The following is a 16,224-nucleotide window of genomic DNA, read 5'->3' as shown; positions in this document are numbered from 1 at the left end:
TGGCTGTTAGTGGTTGTCTCTGGCGACACCAAACGTGCCGGCGACGTTCTGGTAGCGTGTGGCGAGCTCCATGCATGCGCCGGTCGATTGCTGGCCCACCGTGTTGCGGTAGATCTCCTGCCACGGCGTCTGGTTCGCCGGATGCTTGAAGCCGCCATTGGCCATCAGCTCGGCGTGGCGCTTCTTCACCTCGTCGTCCGAAATGAGAATATTGGCGCTGCCCTTGTTGAGGTCGATGCGTACCTTGTCGCCGGTCTTGAGGATCGCGAGCCCGCCATTGGCGGCAGCTTCCGGCGAGGCGTTCAGGATCGACGGCGAGCCCGAGGTGCCGGACTGGCGGCCGTCGCCGATGCAGGGCAGGGCGAGAATGCCGCGTTTGATCAGCGCAGCCGGCGGCTGCATGTTCACGACCTCGGCGCCACCGGGGTAACCGATCGGGCCGGTGCCGCGGACGAACAGCATGCAATTCTCGTCGATGTCGAGTGAAGGATCGTCGATCCGCTCGTGATAATCCTCCGGGCCCTCGAACACGATGGCGCGGCCCTCGAATGCGCCAGGGTCCTTTGGGTTGCTGAGATAGCGGTCGCGGAATTCCTTGGAGATCACGCTGGTCTTCATGATCGCGGAATCGAACAAATTGCCCTTCAGCACCAGGAAGCCGGCGTCCTTCACCAGCGGCTTGTCGTAGGCCCGGATCACGTCATTGTCGGGCGCGGGCGCATTGGCGCAGTTCTCGCCGATGCCGCGGCCGTTCACCGTGACCGCGTCCTCGTGGATGCGCTTGTGCTTCATCAGCTCGCGCACCACGGCCGGCACGCCGCCGGCGCGGTGGAATTCCTCGCCGAGATAGAAGCCGGCCGGCTGCATGTTGACCAGCAGCGGCACGTCGTGGCCGAATTTCTGCCAGTCGTCGATCGACAGCTCGACGCCGATGTGGCGCGCCAGCGCGTTGATGTGGATCGGCGCGTTGGTCGAGCCGCCGATCGCCGAGTTGATCACGATGCAGTTCTCGAACGCCTTGCGGGTCAGGATGTCCGACGGCTTGAGGTCTTCCCAGACCATCTCGACGGCGCGTTTTCCCGTCTCGTAGGCGATCTGGCCGCGCTCGCGATAGGGGGCGGGGATCGCCGCGCAGCCCGGCAGCGAGAAGCCGAGCGCTTCGGCAAGCCCGTTCATGGTCGAGGCGGTGCCCATGGTGTTGCAATGGCCGACCGACGGCGCCGAGGACGCCACGATCTCCATGAATTCCTCATAGTCGATCTCGCCGGCGGCGAGCCGTTCGCGCGACTTCCAGACGATGGTGCCGGAGCCGGTGCGCTCGCCGGCATGCCAGCCGTTCAGCATCGGGCCGCCCGACAGCACGATCGCGGGCAGGTTCACGGTCGCCGCCGCCATCATGCAGGCGGGCGTGGTCTTGTCGCAGCCGGTGGTCAGCACCACGCCGTCGAGCGGATAGCCGTAGAGGATCTCGACGAGGCCGAGATAGGCGAGGTTGCGGTCGAGCGCCGCGGTCGGGCGCTTGCCGGTCTCCTGGATCGGATGAGTCGGGAATTCCATCGCGATGCCGCCGGCCTCGCGGATGCCTTCGCGGACGCGGTGCGCCAGCTCGATATGGTGGCGGTTGCAGGGGGAAAGGTCGTTGCCGGTCTGGGCGATGCCGATGATCGGTTTGCCGGACTGAAGCTCGGCCCGGGTGAGGCCGTAATTCAGGTAGCGCTCCATATAGAGCGCCGTCATGCCCGGATTATGCGGATTGTTGAACCATTCCTGCGAGCGGAGGTGGCGGCGAGCGCCGTTGCTGGCGGGCGCATGCCCATTGGTTGGTTTTTTTGTCATTGGTTTCTCCTGCAATGCAAACGCACTGGCGTCGGGAGCTCAGCTTCGGCTGGTGCGATGCCCAACGGCGCGATCCATGGTTCAAAGGCCCGTTGGCGGGTCATTCCCTCACAAGCGCGATACTAGTCTTGGCCACTTGGTAACGCTATCATTTTGTTCGCGGCGCCCGCGCCTGATGCGGCAGGCCTGTCGTCCGAACGCCGCGACGACGAGCTCTGCCGCTCGATCACCTTGAAGCCGAGATCGAGCACCGGCTGCTCGGGGCGGCGTCCGTCGATCGCTTCGATCAGCATGGTGGCGGCCGTGTTGCCCATCTCGTAGCGGTTGGTGCGCACGCTGGTGAGGGTGGGTACCGCGGAGGCCATGAATTCGAGGTCGTTGAATCCGACGATCGCGATCTGCTCGGGGACCGCGATCTCCCGGCGCCGGCATTCGAACAGCACGCCGAGCGCGAGGTCGTCATTGGCGCAGAACACCGAGTCGATATCGGGCTCGCGCGCCAGCAGATCGGTGAACAGGGTGCCGCCGAGCGTCACCGAGGTCGGTGTCGCCGTCGTGACGACGAGGCGCTGTTCGAACAGCGCGGCGTCCTTCATGGCCGAGACATATCCGTCCAGCCGCCGCTGCACCCGCGGATCCATGCGCGCGCCGACGAAGCCGATCTTGCGATGGCCTTGCGCGAACAGGTGGGCGATCGCCGCGCGGGCCGCATCATAGTGCGAAAAGCCGATCATCATGTCGACCGGATTGGGCCCGATCTCCATGATCTGCACGATCGGGCAGTCGGCGGCCTCCAGCATCGCGCGCGATTCCGCGGTCTGGTCGATGCCGGTGACGATCAGTCCGGCCGGCTTCTGCGCGAGAAACAGGCGCAGCAGCTTCTCCTCCTGGAGAATACTGTAGCGTGTGTTGGACAACTGGATCGAGTACCGGCTGCCTTCGGAGGCGTCGTAGATGCCGCGCAGCACGTCGGAAAACACGTTGTTGGTCAGTGACGGGATCAGGACGCCGATCACTTCGGTGCGCTGCGAGGCCAGCGCCCGCGCCGCCAGGTTCGGCACATAGCCGAGCTCGTTGGCCGCGCTCTCGACCCGCGTCCGCTTGGCGACCGACAGGGCCTCCGGATTGCGGAAGAACCGGGACGCCGTGATCGGGCTGACGCCGGCAAGCTCGGCAACTTCCGCCAGCCGGATTTTACCTGACTTGGTGCGTTTTCGACCCATTTGCTGCTCTTATCACAGTCGGTCCGGCAAACAAAGGAACGTTGACAGCGCTACCAGCAACGACTAACCAAAGACAAATTGCCAAAACCGCACAAACTGCCGACAATGTCGCTCGCTAAGATCGGGCTTCGTTCGGTGAAGTCTGAAAAACAAGACGGTCGCGGCGCGTGAGGCGTCGTGGACTTTCGAGGAGGGAGCTAGATGTCGTCTGTGCAAATCCGCGACGTGCGGAAATCGTTCGGCAATTTTGAAGTCCTGCACGGCGTTTCGATTCCGATCGAGGACGGCCAGTTCGTCGTCCTGGTTGGCCCCTCCGGCTGCGGCAAGTCGACGCTTCTGCGAATGCTCGCAGGCCTCGAGAACATCACCTCCGGCACGATTTCGATCGGCGACCGCGTCGTCAACAATATCCAGCCCAAGGAGCGGGATATTGCGATGGTGTTCCAGAACTATGCGCTCTATCCGCACATGACCGTCGGCGAGAACATGGGCTTCTCGCTGAAGCTGCGGAACGCGAGCTCCGACGAGATCAACAAGCGCGTCAAGCGCGCCGCCGAAATTCTCGCGCTGTCGCCGCTGCTCGAGCGCTATCCGCGCCAGCTCTCCGGCGGCCAGCGCCAGCGCGTCGCGATGGGCCGCGCCATCGTGCGCGATCCGCAGGTGTTCCTGTTCGACGAGCCCTTGTCGAACCTCGACGCCAAGCTGCGCGTCGCCATGCGCACCGAGATCAAGGAGCTGCACCAGCGGCTGAAGACCACGACCGTCTACGTCACCCACGACCAGATCGAGGCCATGACCATGGCCGACAAGATCGTCGTCATGCATGACGGCATCGTCGAGCAGATGGGCACCCCGCTCGAGCTCTACGACAAGCCCGACAACCAGTTCGTCGCCGGCTTCATCGGCTCGCCGGCCATGAACTTCCTGAAGGGCCATGTGCGCGTCAACGGCGTTGCGACCTTCGAGGGGCCGAACGGCGTCAAGCTGCCGCTCAAGAACGCGCCGGCGGCGTCCGACGGTCGCCCTGTCGTCTATGGCGTGCGACCCGAGCATTTCACCATCGCGGACGACGGCGCCGATGCCGAGATCATCGTGGTCGAGCCGACCGGCTCGGAGACGCAGGTGTTCGCGAAGGTGGGTGGCGAGCAGGTCGTCGCCGTCTTCCGCGAGCGTCACCAGTTCAATCCGGGCGACAAGGTCAAGCTGAAGCCTGACCCGTCACTGGTTCATCTGTTCGACGAGGCGACGGGCAAACGCATGTAGCCGCGCCGAAGGATTGCCCAACGACTGTTCAAGAACGACCCAAATACAAATATAAAATTCAGGGAGAGAACGATGAGCAATTTCGACAGGCGAAGTGTGCTTAAGGCCGGCCTGGGCGGCGCAGCGTTGCTGGCCGGCCCGGGCATCGTGCCGGTGCGCGCCGCGGAGTGGACCAACACGCCCGAACCGAACGCGTCCATCCGCGTCTTGCGCTGGAAGCAGTTCATCCAGGCCGAGTTCGACAAGTTCGCCGAGCAGACCAAGAAGTTCTCCGAGAAGACCGGCGTCAAGATCAAGCTCGAGGCCGAGAGCTGGGAAGACATCCGCCCCAAGGCCGCGGTGGCCGCCAATGTCGGCGCCGGCCCCGACCTCATCATCGGCACGCTCGACGATCCCCACAAATTCCCGGAAAAGCTGATCGACATGACCGATGTCGCCGACTATCTCGGCGCGCAGTATGGTGGCTGGTATCCGGTTGCCGAACGTTACGGCAAGAAGGGCAACAGCTGGATCGCCATTCCGCAGGGTGCAACCGGCGGCTGCCTTAACTACCGCATCAGCCACGTGAAGGCTGCGGGCTTCGAGGAATTCCCCAAGGACACCGCCGGCTTCCTCAAGCTCTGCCAGGCGTTGAAGAAGAACAACACGCCGGCCGGCTTCGCGCTTGGCCATGCCACGGGCGATGCCAATGGCTGGTGCCAGTGGGCGCTCTGGGCGTTCGGCGGCAAGGTCGTCAACGACAAGAACGAGGTCGTGATCGACTCCCCGGAGACCATCGCCGCGCTCGAATACGTTAAGCAGCTCTACGAGACCTTCATCCCGGGCGTGCTGTCGTGGAATGACTCGAACAACAACAAGGCGTTCCTGAACGGCGAACTCAGCCTGACGCTGAACGGCATCTCGATCTGGACCGTCGGCAAGAACTCTACCGATGCGAAGCAGCAGGAGATCGCCAAGGACATGAACCACGCGCCGATGCCGATCGGCCCCGTGGGCGTGTCGACCGAGCAGCAGAACGTGCTGGTCTACTACGGCTACAAGCACTCGAAGTATCCCAAGGCGGTCAAGGAATTCATCAAGTTCATGATGGACAAGGAGAACTACGACGCCTGGGAGGTCGCTTCCAACGGCTACGTGTCGCCGCCGCTGCCGGCCTACAACGACAACCCGGTTTGGACGTCGGATCCGAAGATCACCCCGTATCGCGACTGCCTGAAGCGCTGCCGCGACAACGGCTTTGCCGGCGATCTCGGCTATGCCTCCGCCGCGGTGATGGGCGACTTCGTCGTCGTCGACATGTTCGCGGAAGCAGCCTCCGGCTCGGCGACGCCAAAGCAGGCGGCGGCGCGCGCCGCCGAGCGCGCCAAGCGCTACTACCAGGTCTGATCAACGCCAATCCGCGCGGCGTCCGGTTCGCCGGACGCCGTGACTTTTCTCCCGAGGGGAATCCGACATGGCAGTCATGGCCGAGTCCGCTGTCGCGCAGGTCAAGCGCGCCAGCCTCTGGACCAGAGCATTCGAGAGCCGGAATTGGCTCGGCGCGATGTTCATGGTGCCGGCGATCGCGATCCTCATCCTGTTTCTGGCTTATCCGCTGGCGCTGGGCTTCTGGCTCGGCATGACCGACACCAAGATCGGCGGGGCCGGGCGCTATATCGGCTTTGCGAACTTCGTCTCGCTCTCCAAGGATTCGGTGTTCTGGCTCTCGGTCTTCAACACCATCTTCTATACGTTCACCGCGAGCATCGTGAAATTCGCCATCGGCCTTTACCTCGCGCTGCTGCTCAACGAGCGGCTGCCGTTCAAGTCGATGATTCGCGCCATCGTGCTGCTGCCCTTCGTGGTGCCGACAGTGCTGTCCGCGATCGCGTTCTGGTGGATCTATGACAGCCAGTTCTCGATCATCTCCTGGGTGCTGATCAAGGCCGGCCTGATCACGCGCTACATCGACTTCCTCGGCGATCCCTGGAATGCGCGCTTGTCGGTCGTCGCCGCCAACATCTGGCGCGGCGTGCCTTTCGTGGCGATCACGCTGCTGGCGGGATTGCAGACGATTTCGCCCTCGCTCTACGAGGCGGCCAATCTCGATGGCGCCACCAACATGCAGCGCTTCCGCCACATCACGCTGCCGATGCTGTCGCCGATCATCGCGGTCGTGATGACATTCTCGGTGCTGATGACGTTCACCGACTTCCAGCTGATCTACACCATCACGCGGGGCGGGCCGATCAATGCCACGCATCTGATGGCGACGCTGTCGTTCCAGCGCGCCATCACCGGCGGCAATCTCGGGGAGGGCGCAGCGATCTCGAACGCAATGATCCCGTTCCTGGTCGCAGCGATCCTGCTCAGCTTCTTCGGGCTTCAGCGCTCCCGCTGGCAGCAGGGCGGGAGGGACTGACCATGAGCACCGCAGACGACCAAAGCGTTGGAATGGACTATCTCGAGAGCTTCCCGCGGAAGTTCTTGCGGGTCTACTTTCCGCTCGGCCTGATCATCTTCTTCCTGCTGTTCCCGTTCTATTGGATGGCGGTCGCGACGTTCAAGCCGGACGCGGAGATGTACGATTACGAGAAGTACAATCCGTTCTGGATCGTGAATCCGACCATCGAGCACATCAAGAAGCTGTTGGTCGAAACCGACTATCCGCTCTGGATGTGGAACACCGTGATCGTCTCGGTGTCCTCCACCTTCATCTCGCTGTTCGCCAGCGTCTGCGCCGCCTACGCGATCGAACGTCTCCGCTACAAGGGCTCGCGCTATGTGGGGCTAGCGATCTTCCTCGGCTATCTCGTGCCGCCCTCGATCCTGTTCATTCCGCTGGCGGCGATCGTATTCCAGCTCGGCCTGTTCGATGGCAATCTGGCGCTGATCCTGACCTATCCGACCTTCCTGATCCCGTTCTGCACCTGGCTCCTGATGGGCTATTTCCGCACCATTCCCTACGAGCTGGAGGAATGCGCGCTGATCGACGGTGCGACGCGGCTCCAGATCCTGGTCAAGATCACGCTGCCGCTGTCGCTCCCGGGGGTGATCTCGGCCGGCATCTTCGCCTTCACGTTGTCCTGGAACGAGTTCATCTACGCGCTGACCTTCATCTCCTCGTCGGAGAACAAGACGATTCCCGTCGGCGCCATCACCGAGCTCGTCAGCGGCGACGTCTACCATTGGGGCGCGCTGATGGCGGCGGCCCTGATCGGCTCGGTCCCCGTAGTTATCCTTTATTCCTTCTTCGTGGAGTATTATGTGTCGGCGATGACCGGCGCCGTGAAGGAATGATCGCGGGGCCTGCCTTGAGAGCGTGCCAGGAGAACGTGTCAGGAGCGGCGCGCTCCGGCCAATAAGAAGGAGTAGGCTCTTGCACATTCTGGTTCTGGGCGCCGCCGGCATGGTCGGCCGTAAATTGTGTGAACGGCTGTTGCGCGACGGCCGGCTCGGCAAGAGCGACATCACCAAGCTGACCATGCACGACGTGGTCGAGCCCAAAAAGCCGGAAAAGGCCGGTTTCCCCGTCGAGACCGTGTCAGGCGATTTCGCCGTGCCGGGCGCAGCCGAAAAGCTGATCGCCGGCCGCCCCGACGTGATCTTCCATCTCGCCGCGATCGTTTCGGGCGAAGCCGAGCTCGATTTCGACAAGGGCTACCGCATCAATCTCGACGGCACGCGGATGCTGCTCGATGCCGTCAGGCTCGTCGGCGGCGGCTACAAGCCGCGCGTGGTCTTCACCTCGTCAATCGCGGTGTTCGGCGCGCCGTTCCCGGATGCGATCGGCGACGAGTTCTTCCACACCCCGCTGCTCAGCTACGGCACCCAGAAGGCGATCGGTGAATTGCTGCTCGCCGACTATTCGCGCCGCGGCTTCCTCGACGGCATCGGCATCCGTCTGCCGACCATCTGCATCCGGCCCGGCCTGCCCAACAAGGCGGCATCGGGCTTCTTCTCCAACATCCTGCGCGAGCCGCTGGCCGGCAAGGAAGCGATCCTCCCGGTCTCCGAGGACGTCCGCCACTGGCACGCCACGCCGCGTTCCGCCGTCGGCTTCCTGCTCCATGCCGGCACCATGGACCTCGCCAAGGTCGGTCCGCGCCGCAATCTGACCATGCCCGGCTTTTCGGCGACGGTCGGCGAACAGATCGCTGCGCTCACGCGGGTGGCCGGCGACAAGGTCGCCGCACGCATCAAGCACGAGCTGGATCCGTTCATCGTCGGTATCGTCGGCGGCTGGCCGCGCAATTTCGAGGCGAAGCGGGCGCGCGAGCTCGGCTTCACCACCGAAGAAAAGACTTTTGACGACATCATCCGCATTCACATCGAAGACGAGCTCGGCGGCAACTTCGTCGCCTGATCGAACCGATGAACAGCGTGGATATGACGATGGCGAGCGTTGCTTGCATCGGTGAATGCATGGTCGAGCTCCGGCAGGCCCAGGGTGGACAGTCCGCTGGACAGTCCAGTGGGCATGGCCAGGGCGGCGGCCTGTATTCGCGCGGCTTCGGTGGCGACACCCTCAATACGGCGGTGTATCTGGCGCGGCTCGAGGTCAAGGTCGACTATCTCACCGCGCTCGGCGACGATGCCCTGAGCGACGAGATGATCGCGGCCTGGAATGCGGAGGGCGTCGGGACCCGCCGCGTCTCCCGGCTGCCGGGCAAGCTGCCCGGCCTCTACATGATCCAGACGGATGCGAAGGGCGAGCGGCAGTTCTTCCACTGGCGCGACAGTGCGGCGGCGCGCCAGTTGATGAGCCTGCCCGAGACGGACGAGCTGCTCAACTCGCTGATGAGCTACGACATCGTCTATCTCTCCGCGATCACGCTCTCGATCTACGATGCGGCCGGGCGCGAGCGCCTGTTCGCGGCGATCAAGCGGGCGCGCCTGCTCGGCACCCGCTTCGTGTTCGACACCAATTTCCGCGCGCGGGGATGGCCGGACCGCGACGTCGCCCGCGAGGTCTTTGCCACGGCGTTTGCGACCGCCGACATCGTGCTGACCTCGACCGAGGATCTGCTCGCGCTCTATCCCGGCGAAAGCCACGAGCAGTTGATGGCACGCATCCCGAGCCCCGAGCTGGTGTTCCGTCTCGCCGAGCCCGTCAGCCTGCTGCGCTTTCCCGGCGGCACCAGCGAGGTCCGCGCCGAACCGATGACCAAGCCGGTCGTTGACACCACAGCGGCGGGCGACAGCTTTGCCGCGGCCTATATCGCGGCCCGGCTCGGCGGCTCCGATCCGGTCGAGGCGGCCCAGGCCGGGCACCGCCTCGCCAGCCTCGTGATCTGCTATGCCGGCGCCATTATTCCGGGCTATGCCATGCCGCCGAAGAAGCGGCACCGGCCGGCGACCACGCGTCAGGCGACCAAGTGAAACGAAAGCCAAGATGACCACGACTGCCCAACAGAACCATCTCGTCGCGCTGTTCAAGGCCGCGACCGTCATTCCTGTCCTCACCATCGAGCGTATCCAGGATGCCGTGCCGCTGGCGAAAGCGCTGGTTGCCGGCGGCGTCCGCACGCTGGAGGTGACCATGCGCACCCCCGTTGCGATCGAGGCGGCGAGGGCGATGATGGCCGAGGTGCCCGAGGCGGTCGTCGGCATCGGCACGATCCTCAATCCGGCCGATTTCGTCCGCGTCGAGAAGCTCGGCGTCGCGTTCGGCATCAGCCCGGGCCTGACCCCCGATCTCCTGAAGGTCGCCGCCGACAGCTCCTTGCCGTTTGCCCCGGGCATTGCCACGGCGTCCGAACTGATGCTGGCGCTGTCCTACGGCTTGGACGTCGCAAAATTCTTCCCGGCCGAGCAGGCCGGCGGCATCAAGGGCCTGCGCGCGCTGGGCGGGCCGTTCCCGAATGTGCGGTTCTGCCCGACCGGCGGTGTGGGCGAGGCCAATGCGGCGACCTGGCTCGCCGAGCCCAACGTGGTCGCGGTCGGCGGTTCCTGGCTATGCCCGACGGCGGAGATCAAGGCCGGGAACTGGGCCGGCATAACTGCCATCTGCCAGCGCACCCTCAAGGCCCTGAAAGCCACGTGAAGTCTTGCGGTTGGTGGGCTAAGACTTAGGTCAGTAAGAGACCCCAGGGAGATGACCATGACCGCCAGCATCGTCGGATGGGCGCATACGCCGTTCGGCAAGTTCGACACCGAGACCGTCGAAAGCCTCGTCACCCGCGTGGCCAACGAGGCGATGGCCGATGCCGGCATTTCCGCGTCCGACGTCGACGAGATCGTGCTCGGCCATTTCAACGCCGGTTTCTCGCCGCAGGATTTTACCGCCTCGCTGGTGCTCCAGGCCGACCCGAAGCTGCGCTTCAAGCCGACGACCCGCGTCGAGAACGCCTGCGCCACCGGCTCCGCCGCGGTCCATCAGGGCCTGCGTGCGATCGACGCAGGCGCGGCCAGGATCGTGCTCGTCGTCGGCGTCGAGCAGATGACCCGCACCCCGGGGCCCGAGATCGGCAAGAACCTGCTCAAGGCATCCTATCTGCCGGAAGACGGCGACACCGTCGGCGGCTTCGCCGGCGTGTTCGGCAAGATCGCCAGCTCCTATTTCCAGAAATACGGCGACCAGTCCGATGCGCTGGCGCTGATCGCGGCCAAGAACCACAAGAACGGCGTCGCCAACCCCTTCGCCCAGATGCGCAAGGACTTTGGCTTCGAGTTCTGCCGCGCCGAGAGCGAGAAGAACCCCTACGTCGCGGGTCCACTGAAGCGTACCGACTGCTCGCTGGTCTCCGACGGCGCCGCGGCGCTGGTGCTGGCCGACGCCGAGACCGCCAAGGGCATGAGCAAGTCGATCGGCTTCCGCGCCACCGCGCACGCCCAGGACTTTTTGCCGATGTCCAAGCGCGACATCCTCCAGTTCGAGGGCTGCACGGTCGCTTGGCAGCGCGCGCTGGAGAAGGCGGGCGTTGCGCTCACCGATCTCTCCTTCGTCGAGACCCATGACTGCTTCACGGTCGCCGAGCTGATCGAGTACGAAGCGATGGGCCTGACGCCGAAGGGACAGGGCGCCCGCGCCATCAAGGAAGGCTGGACGCTCAAGGACGGCAAGCTGCCGGTCAATCCGTCCGGCGGGTTGAAGGCCAAGGGCCATCCGATCGGCGCCACCGGCGTCTCCATGCACGTGATGACCGCGATGCAGCTCGCTGGCCAGGCGCCCGAGGGCATGCAGCTCAAGAACGCCAAGCTTGGCGGCATCTTCAACATGGGCGGCGCAGCGGTCGCGAATTACGTTTCCGTGCTGGAGCCGCTGAAGTAAGTTCTCGTAGGGTGGGCAAAGGCGCGTTTGCGCCGTGCCCACCTTTTTGTTGCGCTAGATCATGGTGGGCACGCTACGCTTTGCCCATCCTGCGGCTCTTCATTGATTGGCAGGGAATGCATCATGGGCAATGATTACGAAGACTCGCTGTCGATAGACGCACTCAACGATCGCATCGCGATCCTCGAGGACAATATCCGGCAGCTCATCGAGCAGGCCGCTGCCGCCTCCGGCGAGCAGAACGAGTCGCGCATCGCCGACCGGATCAACCAGCAGAACGATGAGCTCGACCGCCTCATCAAGATCCGCGAATCCCGCCAGAAGAAATAGCGGCCGCGGCACCGCGCATGCGGCCATACCCCGGCCGCCCTTGCGCGTGCGGCGTCGCTGCCCTTAGCTGGACCGAAATCGCAGGGCCAGGTTGAGCCCGCGCAATCGGGAGCGAACGGATGGGGCCGCTGAAGGGCATCAAGGTCGTGGATATGACCACCGTGCTGATGGGTCCCTATGCGACCCAGATGCTCGGCGATTACGGTGCCGACGTGATCAAGGTGGAATCGCTCGACGGCGACGTCACCCGCCTGATCGGTCCGATGCGCCATGCCGGCATGGGCCCGGTGTTCCTCAACACCAACCGCAGCAAGCGCTCGATCTGTCTCGATCTGAAGAAGCCCGCCGGCCGAGAGGCCGTGCTGCGGCTGCTGAAGGACGCCGACGTTCTCGTCTACAATGTCCGCCCGCAGGCGATGGCGCGGCTTCAGCTCGGCTACGACGTCGTCTCCGCAATCAACCCGCGTCTCGTCTACGCCGGCGTGTTCGGCTTCGGCCAGGACGGGCCCTACGCGGCAAAACCCGCCTATGACGATTTGATCCAGGGCGCGACCGCGCTCCCCGCCTTGATGGCGCAGACGGGTGATGGCGTGCCGCGCTATGTGCCCAACGCGCTGGTCGACCGCATCGTCGGTCTCACTGCGGTCGGCGCGATCTGCGCCAGCCTCGTGCATCGGGATCGCACCGGCCGCGGCCAGCGCGTCGACATCCCGATGTTCGAGACCATGGCCGGCTTCGTCATGGGCGACCACATGGGCGGGCTCACCTACGAGCCGCCGCTCGACAAGGGCGGCTATGCCCGCCACCTCTCGCGCGACCGCCGGCCCTACAAGACCTCGGACGGCTATCTCAGCGTCATCGTCTACAACGACAAGCAGTGGGAGAACTTCTTCAAGGCAACGAGCCGCGACGATCTGTGCGCCGACCCCAAATTCGCGACCTTCGCCGGCCGTGCCGCCAATATCGACGTCGTCTATGCCGAGCTCGCGCGCATCTTCGAGACCCGCACCACGGCCGAGTGGATCGACCTGCTGACCAAGGCCGATGTGCCCGTGATGCCGATGCACGACCTCGCGTCGATCCTGCACGACGAGCATCTGGAAGCCACCGGCTTCTTCCCGGTCGTGAACCATCCGACCGAAGGCCCGATCCGCAGCATGAAGGTGACGGCGACCTGGTCAGAGACGGAGGCGGAGCCGGTGCGGCTCGCGCCGCGGCTCAACGAGCACGGCGCGGAGATTCTGCGCGAGGTCGGCTACTCCCCGGACGAAATCGCCGCCATGGTGCGCGACGGTGTCACCGGGGCTATTGCCGGCCAGTAGGGATTGGCTATGTCGATTCGTGCTCTGCGGCGGCGCAGTCGTGAAAATGTATCCATTGTTGGACAAGATCCCTGGGCCTGCATCAAGCTCCCGTCGCTCCCCAAACTCGTAAACGGACCTTCTCATGATCGTCTTCACCCGTCTGCTCATGATCGCGTGCAGCATCGTGCTCGCGCCTGCCGTCGCTCGTGCTGCGATGCCGGCCGATGCGCCCGATGCCCGCGACCACGCGCTGATCAGTCGCTATGCCGGCTCCTGGCTGGTGGCGCAGGACGTCCAAGGCTTCGACCAGGTCGGGATGCCGCGGGGGAGCCAGAATGGTGAGGTCGTGAAAGTCGAGGGCCGTGTCACTCGCTTGTTCTACCTTGCCCCGGCCGGCAAATCGGCGCTGGAGGTTCAGCGCAACTACGAGCAGGCGTTGGAGCGCGCTGGCGCGGCCAGGCAGGATAGCTGCGCCGAGGACTGCGGGGCACGGGACTTCGGCCAGCTTCGCAGGCTGCCGGCTAACCCGTCGCTGCCAAAGGCCCAGCTTGAAGGGTGGACCCCCATCACCTTGCTCCAGCAATGGCAGGAACCCGGGACCGAGCGCTACTGGTACGGGACCGTGAACGCATCCGGTGCAATGCTGCATGTCGCGATTGTCACGGGGAAGCCAGGAACGGTCGCACTGTCCGGCAAGTACGTGGCCACCATCGTGGAGATCGTCGAGGCCAAGGCGATGGAGTCCGACAAGGTGGTGGTGGACGTGAAGGCCCTGACGAAGGGCTTGCAGGCCGAGGGCAAGGTGGCGCTGTACGGCCTGTACTTCGATACGGGAAAATCCGTCATCAAGCCGGAGTCGAAAGCTCAACTCGACCAGATGGCACAGTTGCTCCAGTCCGATGGATCTCTCAAGGTCCATATTGTCGGGCACACCGACAACCAGGGCGCGCTGGACGCCAACCTGGCCCTGTCGAAAGCACGGGCGCAAACGGTCGTGGATGCCCTGGCGACGACGTACAAGGTCGATCCGAAGCGGCTGTCGGCGGCCGGCGTCGCCAGCTATGCGCCGCTCGGTAACAACGCAACCGACGTGGGCCGTGCGCGGAACCGCCGGGTAGAGATGGTGTTGCAGTAGCGCGCCGCTACCAGATCGCAGGAGCACGAACGTCACCATGAGCTTCATCACCGGCGTCGGCCTCACACCTTACGGCAAGCACGAGGGCTCATCCTCGCTCGACCTGATGAGCCGGGCCGCGCAAGCCGCGCTCGACGACGCCGGCCTCAAGCGTGCCGAGATCGACGGCATCCTCTGCGGCTACTCCACCGTCTCGCCGCACATCATGCTGGCGACCGTCTTCGCCGAGCATTTTGGCATCCGCCCGTCCTACGCGCATGCCGTGCAGGTCGGCGGCGCCACTGGTCTCGCGATGACGATGCTGGCCCATCACCTCGTGGAGGCGGGTGTCGCGCGCAACGTCCTCGTCGTCGCCGGTGAGAACCGGCTCACCGGGCAGAGCCGCGACGCTTCGATCCAGGCGCTGGCGCAGGTCGGTCATCCCGACTACGAGGTGCCGCTCGGCCCGACCATTCCCGCCTATTACGGCCTGGTCGCCACCCGCTACATGCACGAATACGGCGTGACGGAAGAGGACCTCGCCGAATTCGCCGTGCTGATGCGCGCGCATGCCTGCACCCATCCCGGCGCACAATTCCACGATCCCATCACGGTCGCCGATGTCATGGCGTCCAAGCCGGTGGCGATGCCGCTCAAGCTGCTGGACTGCTGCCCGGTGTCAGACGGCGGCGCGGCCTTCGTCATCAGCGGTGAGCGGACCGGCGAGGCGGGTGTGCGCATCCGCGGCTGCGCCCAGGCGCATACCCATCAGCACGTGACGGCCGCGCCCGCGCTCAGCGAGCTCGGTGCTGAAATCTCCATCGCCCGCGCCAAGGAGGCCACAGGCCTTGCGATCTCCGACGTGCGCTACGCCGCGATCTACGACAGCTTTACGATCACGCTCGCCATGCTGCTGGAAGACCTCGGCCTTGCCGGCCGCGGCGAGGCGGCTGCGCGCGTGCGATCAGGTCATTTCAGCCGCGACGGCGCGATGCCGCTCAACACCCATGGCGGCCTGCTCAGCTATGGCCATTGCGGCGTCGGCGGCGCCATGGCGCATCTGGTCGAGGCGCATTTGCAGATGACGGGGCGGGCGGCTCACCGCCAGGTGCGCGATGCCTCGATCGCGCTGCTGCACGGCGACGGCGGCGTGCTGTCGTCCCACGTGAGTATGTTTCTGGAGCGCGTGCGATGAGCGAACGAATCGCGGACTGGACCAAGGGTGAGCAGGCCATCACCTTTCAGACCTGCGGCGCATGCGGCCATGTGCAGTATTTCCATCGCGCCTTCTGCGCGGCCTGCGGCGCGCCCGATCCGCGCGATGCGCGCGCCAGCGGCAAGGGCAGGGTCTACGCGACCTCGCTGGTCTGCCGCGCCGCCACGCCCGAGACTCGTGCGCACGTGCCCTACAACATCCTGCTGGTCGATTGCGCCGAGGGATTTCGCATGATGGCGCACGGCGAGACGAATCTAGCTATCGGCGATGAGGTCACCGCGAGCTTCCCGACGTTCGCCGGCAAGCTCGTGCCGTTTTTCAGCAAAAGGGAATAGTAGGATTCGTCATTCGGGGGCGGTCCGAGGGACCGAGCCTGGAACGGGATTCTGGGCCTGGCTTGTGCGAGAGCCACCCCGGAATGACGAAAACACTCTACGCAACTCTTTTGCTAACGCCCGTAGAACAAGATGCTGGCGATGACGAGCATCGCCGTCACCGCCAGCATGTGCGCGAGCGCTCCCGAGGCCGCCCCCTTGGTGGCTTCCTTCATGCCTATTCTCCCTAGACTTGGGCGTGATTCATCGTTGCGCGCACTGCGCACCCGACGGTCAATTGTTTTTACTCGGAACACCCCTTGCGAGTATTCACCGTGATTTGTCCCCACACGGTGAATATCGACTGTGCCA

At 64.6% G+C, this 16,224-nt stretch carries 15 protein-coding genes; 13 read left to right on the top strand and 2 right to left on the bottom strand.

What is annotated here, in order from left to right:
- Positions 1-6: 6 nt before the first annotated feature.
- Together AB7G19_RS26045 and AB7G19_RS26040 are read right to left on the bottom strand one after the other, a co-directional pair.
- Positions 7-1,836, bottom strand: a complete 1,830-nt coding sequence (locus AB7G19_RS26045; protein WP_439036267.1) for an IlvD/Edd family dehydratase — start codon at positions 1,834-1,836, stop codon at positions 7-9.
- A 122-nt stretch (positions 1,837-1,958) separates the two neighbouring features.
- Positions 1,959-3,059, bottom strand: a complete 1,101-nt coding sequence (locus AB7G19_RS26040) for a LacI family DNA-binding transcriptional regulator (RefSeq protein WP_166095128.1) — start codon at positions 3,057-3,059, stop codon at positions 1,959-1,961.
- 201 nt (positions 3,060-3,260) lie between these two features.
- Here AB7G19_RS26040 and AB7G19_RS26035 point away from each other — a divergent pair, with 201 nt between their 5' ends.
- The 13 genes from AB7G19_RS26035 to AB7G19_RS25975 all read left to right on the top strand — a co-directional run bounded on the left by AB7G19_RS26035 (position 3,261) and on the right by AB7G19_RS25975 (position 15,873).
- Positions 3,261-4,322, top strand: a complete 1,062-nt coding sequence (locus AB7G19_RS26035) for an ABC transporter ATP-binding protein (RefSeq protein ID WP_063983849.1) — start codon at positions 3,261-3,263, stop codon at positions 4,320-4,322.
- A gap of 72 nt (positions 4,323-4,394) precedes the next feature.
- Entirely contained in the window at positions 4,395-5,708 is a 1,314-nt protein-coding gene (locus AB7G19_RS26030) for an ABC transporter substrate-binding protein (protein ID WP_071914934.1), read from the top strand.
- 67 nt (positions 5,709-5,775) lie between these two features.
- The gene (locus AB7G19_RS26025; RefSeq protein ID WP_063983847.1) at positions 5,776-6,723 is read left to right on the top strand and encodes a carbohydrate ABC transporter permease; all 948 of its coding nucleotides are present in this window, start codon (positions 5,776-5,778) and stop codon (positions 6,721-6,723) included.
- A gap of 2 nt (positions 6,724-6,725) precedes the next feature.
- Positions 6,726-7,601, top strand: a complete 876-nt coding sequence (locus AB7G19_RS26020) for a carbohydrate ABC transporter permease (protein WP_014495982.1) — start codon at positions 6,726-6,728, stop codon at positions 7,599-7,601.
- Positions 7,602-7,680: 79 nt separating this feature from the next.
- Positions 7,681-8,667 (top strand): D-erythronate dehydrogenase, encoded by a 987-nt coding sequence (denD, locus tag AB7G19_RS26015; protein ID WP_441268279.1) that lies wholly within the window; start codon positions 7,681-7,683, stop codon positions 8,665-8,667.
- Positions 8,668-8,696: 29 nt separating this feature from the next.
- The gene (locus AB7G19_RS26010) at positions 8,697-9,683 is read left to right on the top strand and encodes a sugar kinase (RefSeq protein ID WP_167767987.1); all 987 of its coding nucleotides are present in this window, start codon (positions 8,697-8,699) and stop codon (positions 9,681-9,683) included.
- Between the two features lie 13 nt (positions 9,684-9,696).
- Positions 9,697-10,347: a bifunctional 4-hydroxy-2-oxoglutarate aldolase/2-dehydro-3-deoxy-phosphogluconate aldolase gene (gene eda, locus AB7G19_RS26005; protein WP_085401986.1), complete on the top strand. Its 651-nt coding sequence runs from the start codon at positions 9,697-9,699 to the stop codon at positions 10,345-10,347.
- A gap of 57 nt (positions 10,348-10,404) precedes the next feature.
- The gene (locus AB7G19_RS26000; RefSeq protein ID WP_063983845.1) at positions 10,405-11,574 is read left to right on the top strand and encodes an acetyl-CoA acetyltransferase; all 1,170 of its coding nucleotides are present in this window, start codon (positions 10,405-10,407) and stop codon (positions 11,572-11,574) included.
- 123 nt (positions 11,575-11,697) lie between these two features.
- On the top strand, positions 11,698-11,904 hold the full coding sequence (locus AB7G19_RS25995) for a hypothetical protein (RefSeq protein WP_014495977.1): 207 nt from the start codon (positions 11,698-11,700) through the stop codon (positions 11,902-11,904).
- A gap of 119 nt (positions 11,905-12,023) precedes the next feature.
- The gene (locus AB7G19_RS25990) at positions 12,024-13,226 is read left to right on the top strand and encodes a CaiB/BaiF CoA transferase family protein (RefSeq protein WP_441268278.1); all 1,203 of its coding nucleotides are present in this window, start codon (positions 12,024-12,026) and stop codon (positions 13,224-13,226) included.
- Between the two features lie 124 nt (positions 13,227-13,350).
- The gene (locus AB7G19_RS25985; protein ID WP_439034662.1) at positions 13,351-14,343 is read left to right on the top strand and encodes an OmpA family protein; all 993 of its coding nucleotides are present in this window, start codon (positions 13,351-13,353) and stop codon (positions 14,341-14,343) included.
- 37 nt (positions 14,344-14,380) lie between these two features.
- On the top strand, positions 14,381-15,517 hold the full coding sequence (locus tag AB7G19_RS25980) for a thiolase family protein (protein ID WP_439034663.1): 1,137 nt from the start codon (positions 14,381-14,383) through the stop codon (positions 15,515-15,517).
- The gene (locus AB7G19_RS25975; protein ID WP_439034664.1) at positions 15,514-15,873 is read left to right on the top strand and encodes a Zn-ribbon domain-containing OB-fold protein; all 360 of its coding nucleotides are present in this window, start codon (positions 15,514-15,516) and stop codon (positions 15,871-15,873) included. The genes AB7G19_RS25980 and AB7G19_RS25975 overlap by 4 nt, the downstream gene beginning before the upstream one ends.
- Positions 15,874-16,224 lie beyond the last annotated feature (351 nt).

Source organism: Bradyrhizobium sp. 215_C5_N1_1, assembly GCF_052075935.1.
Taxonomy (GTDB): Bacteria; Pseudomonadota; Alphaproteobacteria; order Rhizobiales; family Xanthobacteraceae; genus Bradyrhizobium; species Bradyrhizobium barranii.
The sequence above is the reverse complement of the archived record's forward strand: the minus strand, read 5'-3'. Positions and strand labels throughout refer to the sequence as shown.

Excerpts from the sequence above, each read along its gene's own strand:
- AB7G19_RS26045 (WP_439036267.1), bottom strand. The coding sequence starts at position 1,836 with ATGACAAAAAAACCAACCAATGGGCATGCGCCCGCCAGCAACGGCGCT.
- AB7G19_RS26040 (WP_166095128.1), bottom strand. The coding sequence starts at position 3,059 with ATGGGTCGAAAACGCACCAAGTCAGGTAAAATCCGGCTGGCGGAAGTT.
- AB7G19_RS26035 (WP_063983849.1), top strand. The coding sequence starts at position 3,261 with ATGTCGTCTGTGCAAATCCGCGACGTGCGGAAATCGTTCGGCAATTTT.
- AB7G19_RS26030 (WP_071914934.1), top strand. The coding sequence starts at position 4,395 with ATGAGCAATTTCGACAGGCGAAGTGTGCTTAAGGCCGGCCTGGGCGGC.
- AB7G19_RS26025 (WP_063983847.1), top strand. The coding sequence starts at position 5,776 with ATGGCAGTCATGGCCGAGTCCGCTGTCGCGCAGGTCAAGCGCGCCAGC.
- AB7G19_RS26020 (WP_014495982.1), top strand. The coding sequence starts at position 6,726 with ATGAGCACCGCAGACGACCAAAGCGTTGGAATGGACTATCTCGAGAGC.
- AB7G19_RS26010 (WP_167767987.1), top strand. The coding sequence starts at position 8,697 with ATGGCGAGCGTTGCTTGCATCGGTGAATGCATGGTCGAGCTCCGGCAG.
- eda (WP_085401986.1), top strand. The coding sequence starts at position 9,697 with ATGACCACGACTGCCCAACAGAACCATCTCGTCGCGCTGTTCAAGGCC.
- AB7G19_RS26000 (WP_063983845.1), top strand. The coding sequence starts at position 10,405 with ATGACCGCCAGCATCGTCGGATGGGCGCATACGCCGTTCGGCAAGTTC.
- AB7G19_RS25995 (WP_014495977.1), top strand. The coding sequence starts at position 11,698 with ATGGGCAATGATTACGAAGACTCGCTGTCGATAGACGCACTCAACGAT.
- AB7G19_RS25990 (WP_441268278.1), top strand. The coding sequence starts at position 12,024 with ATGGGGCCGCTGAAGGGCATCAAGGTCGTGGATATGACCACCGTGCTG.
- AB7G19_RS25985 (WP_439034662.1), top strand. The coding sequence starts at position 13,351 with ATGATCGTCTTCACCCGTCTGCTCATGATCGCGTGCAGCATCGTGCTC.
- AB7G19_RS25980 (WP_439034663.1), top strand. The coding sequence starts at position 14,381 with ATGAGCTTCATCACCGGCGTCGGCCTCACACCTTACGGCAAGCACGAG.
- AB7G19_RS25975 (WP_439034664.1), top strand. The coding sequence starts at position 15,514 with ATGAGCGAACGAATCGCGGACTGGACCAAGGGTGAGCAGGCCATCACC.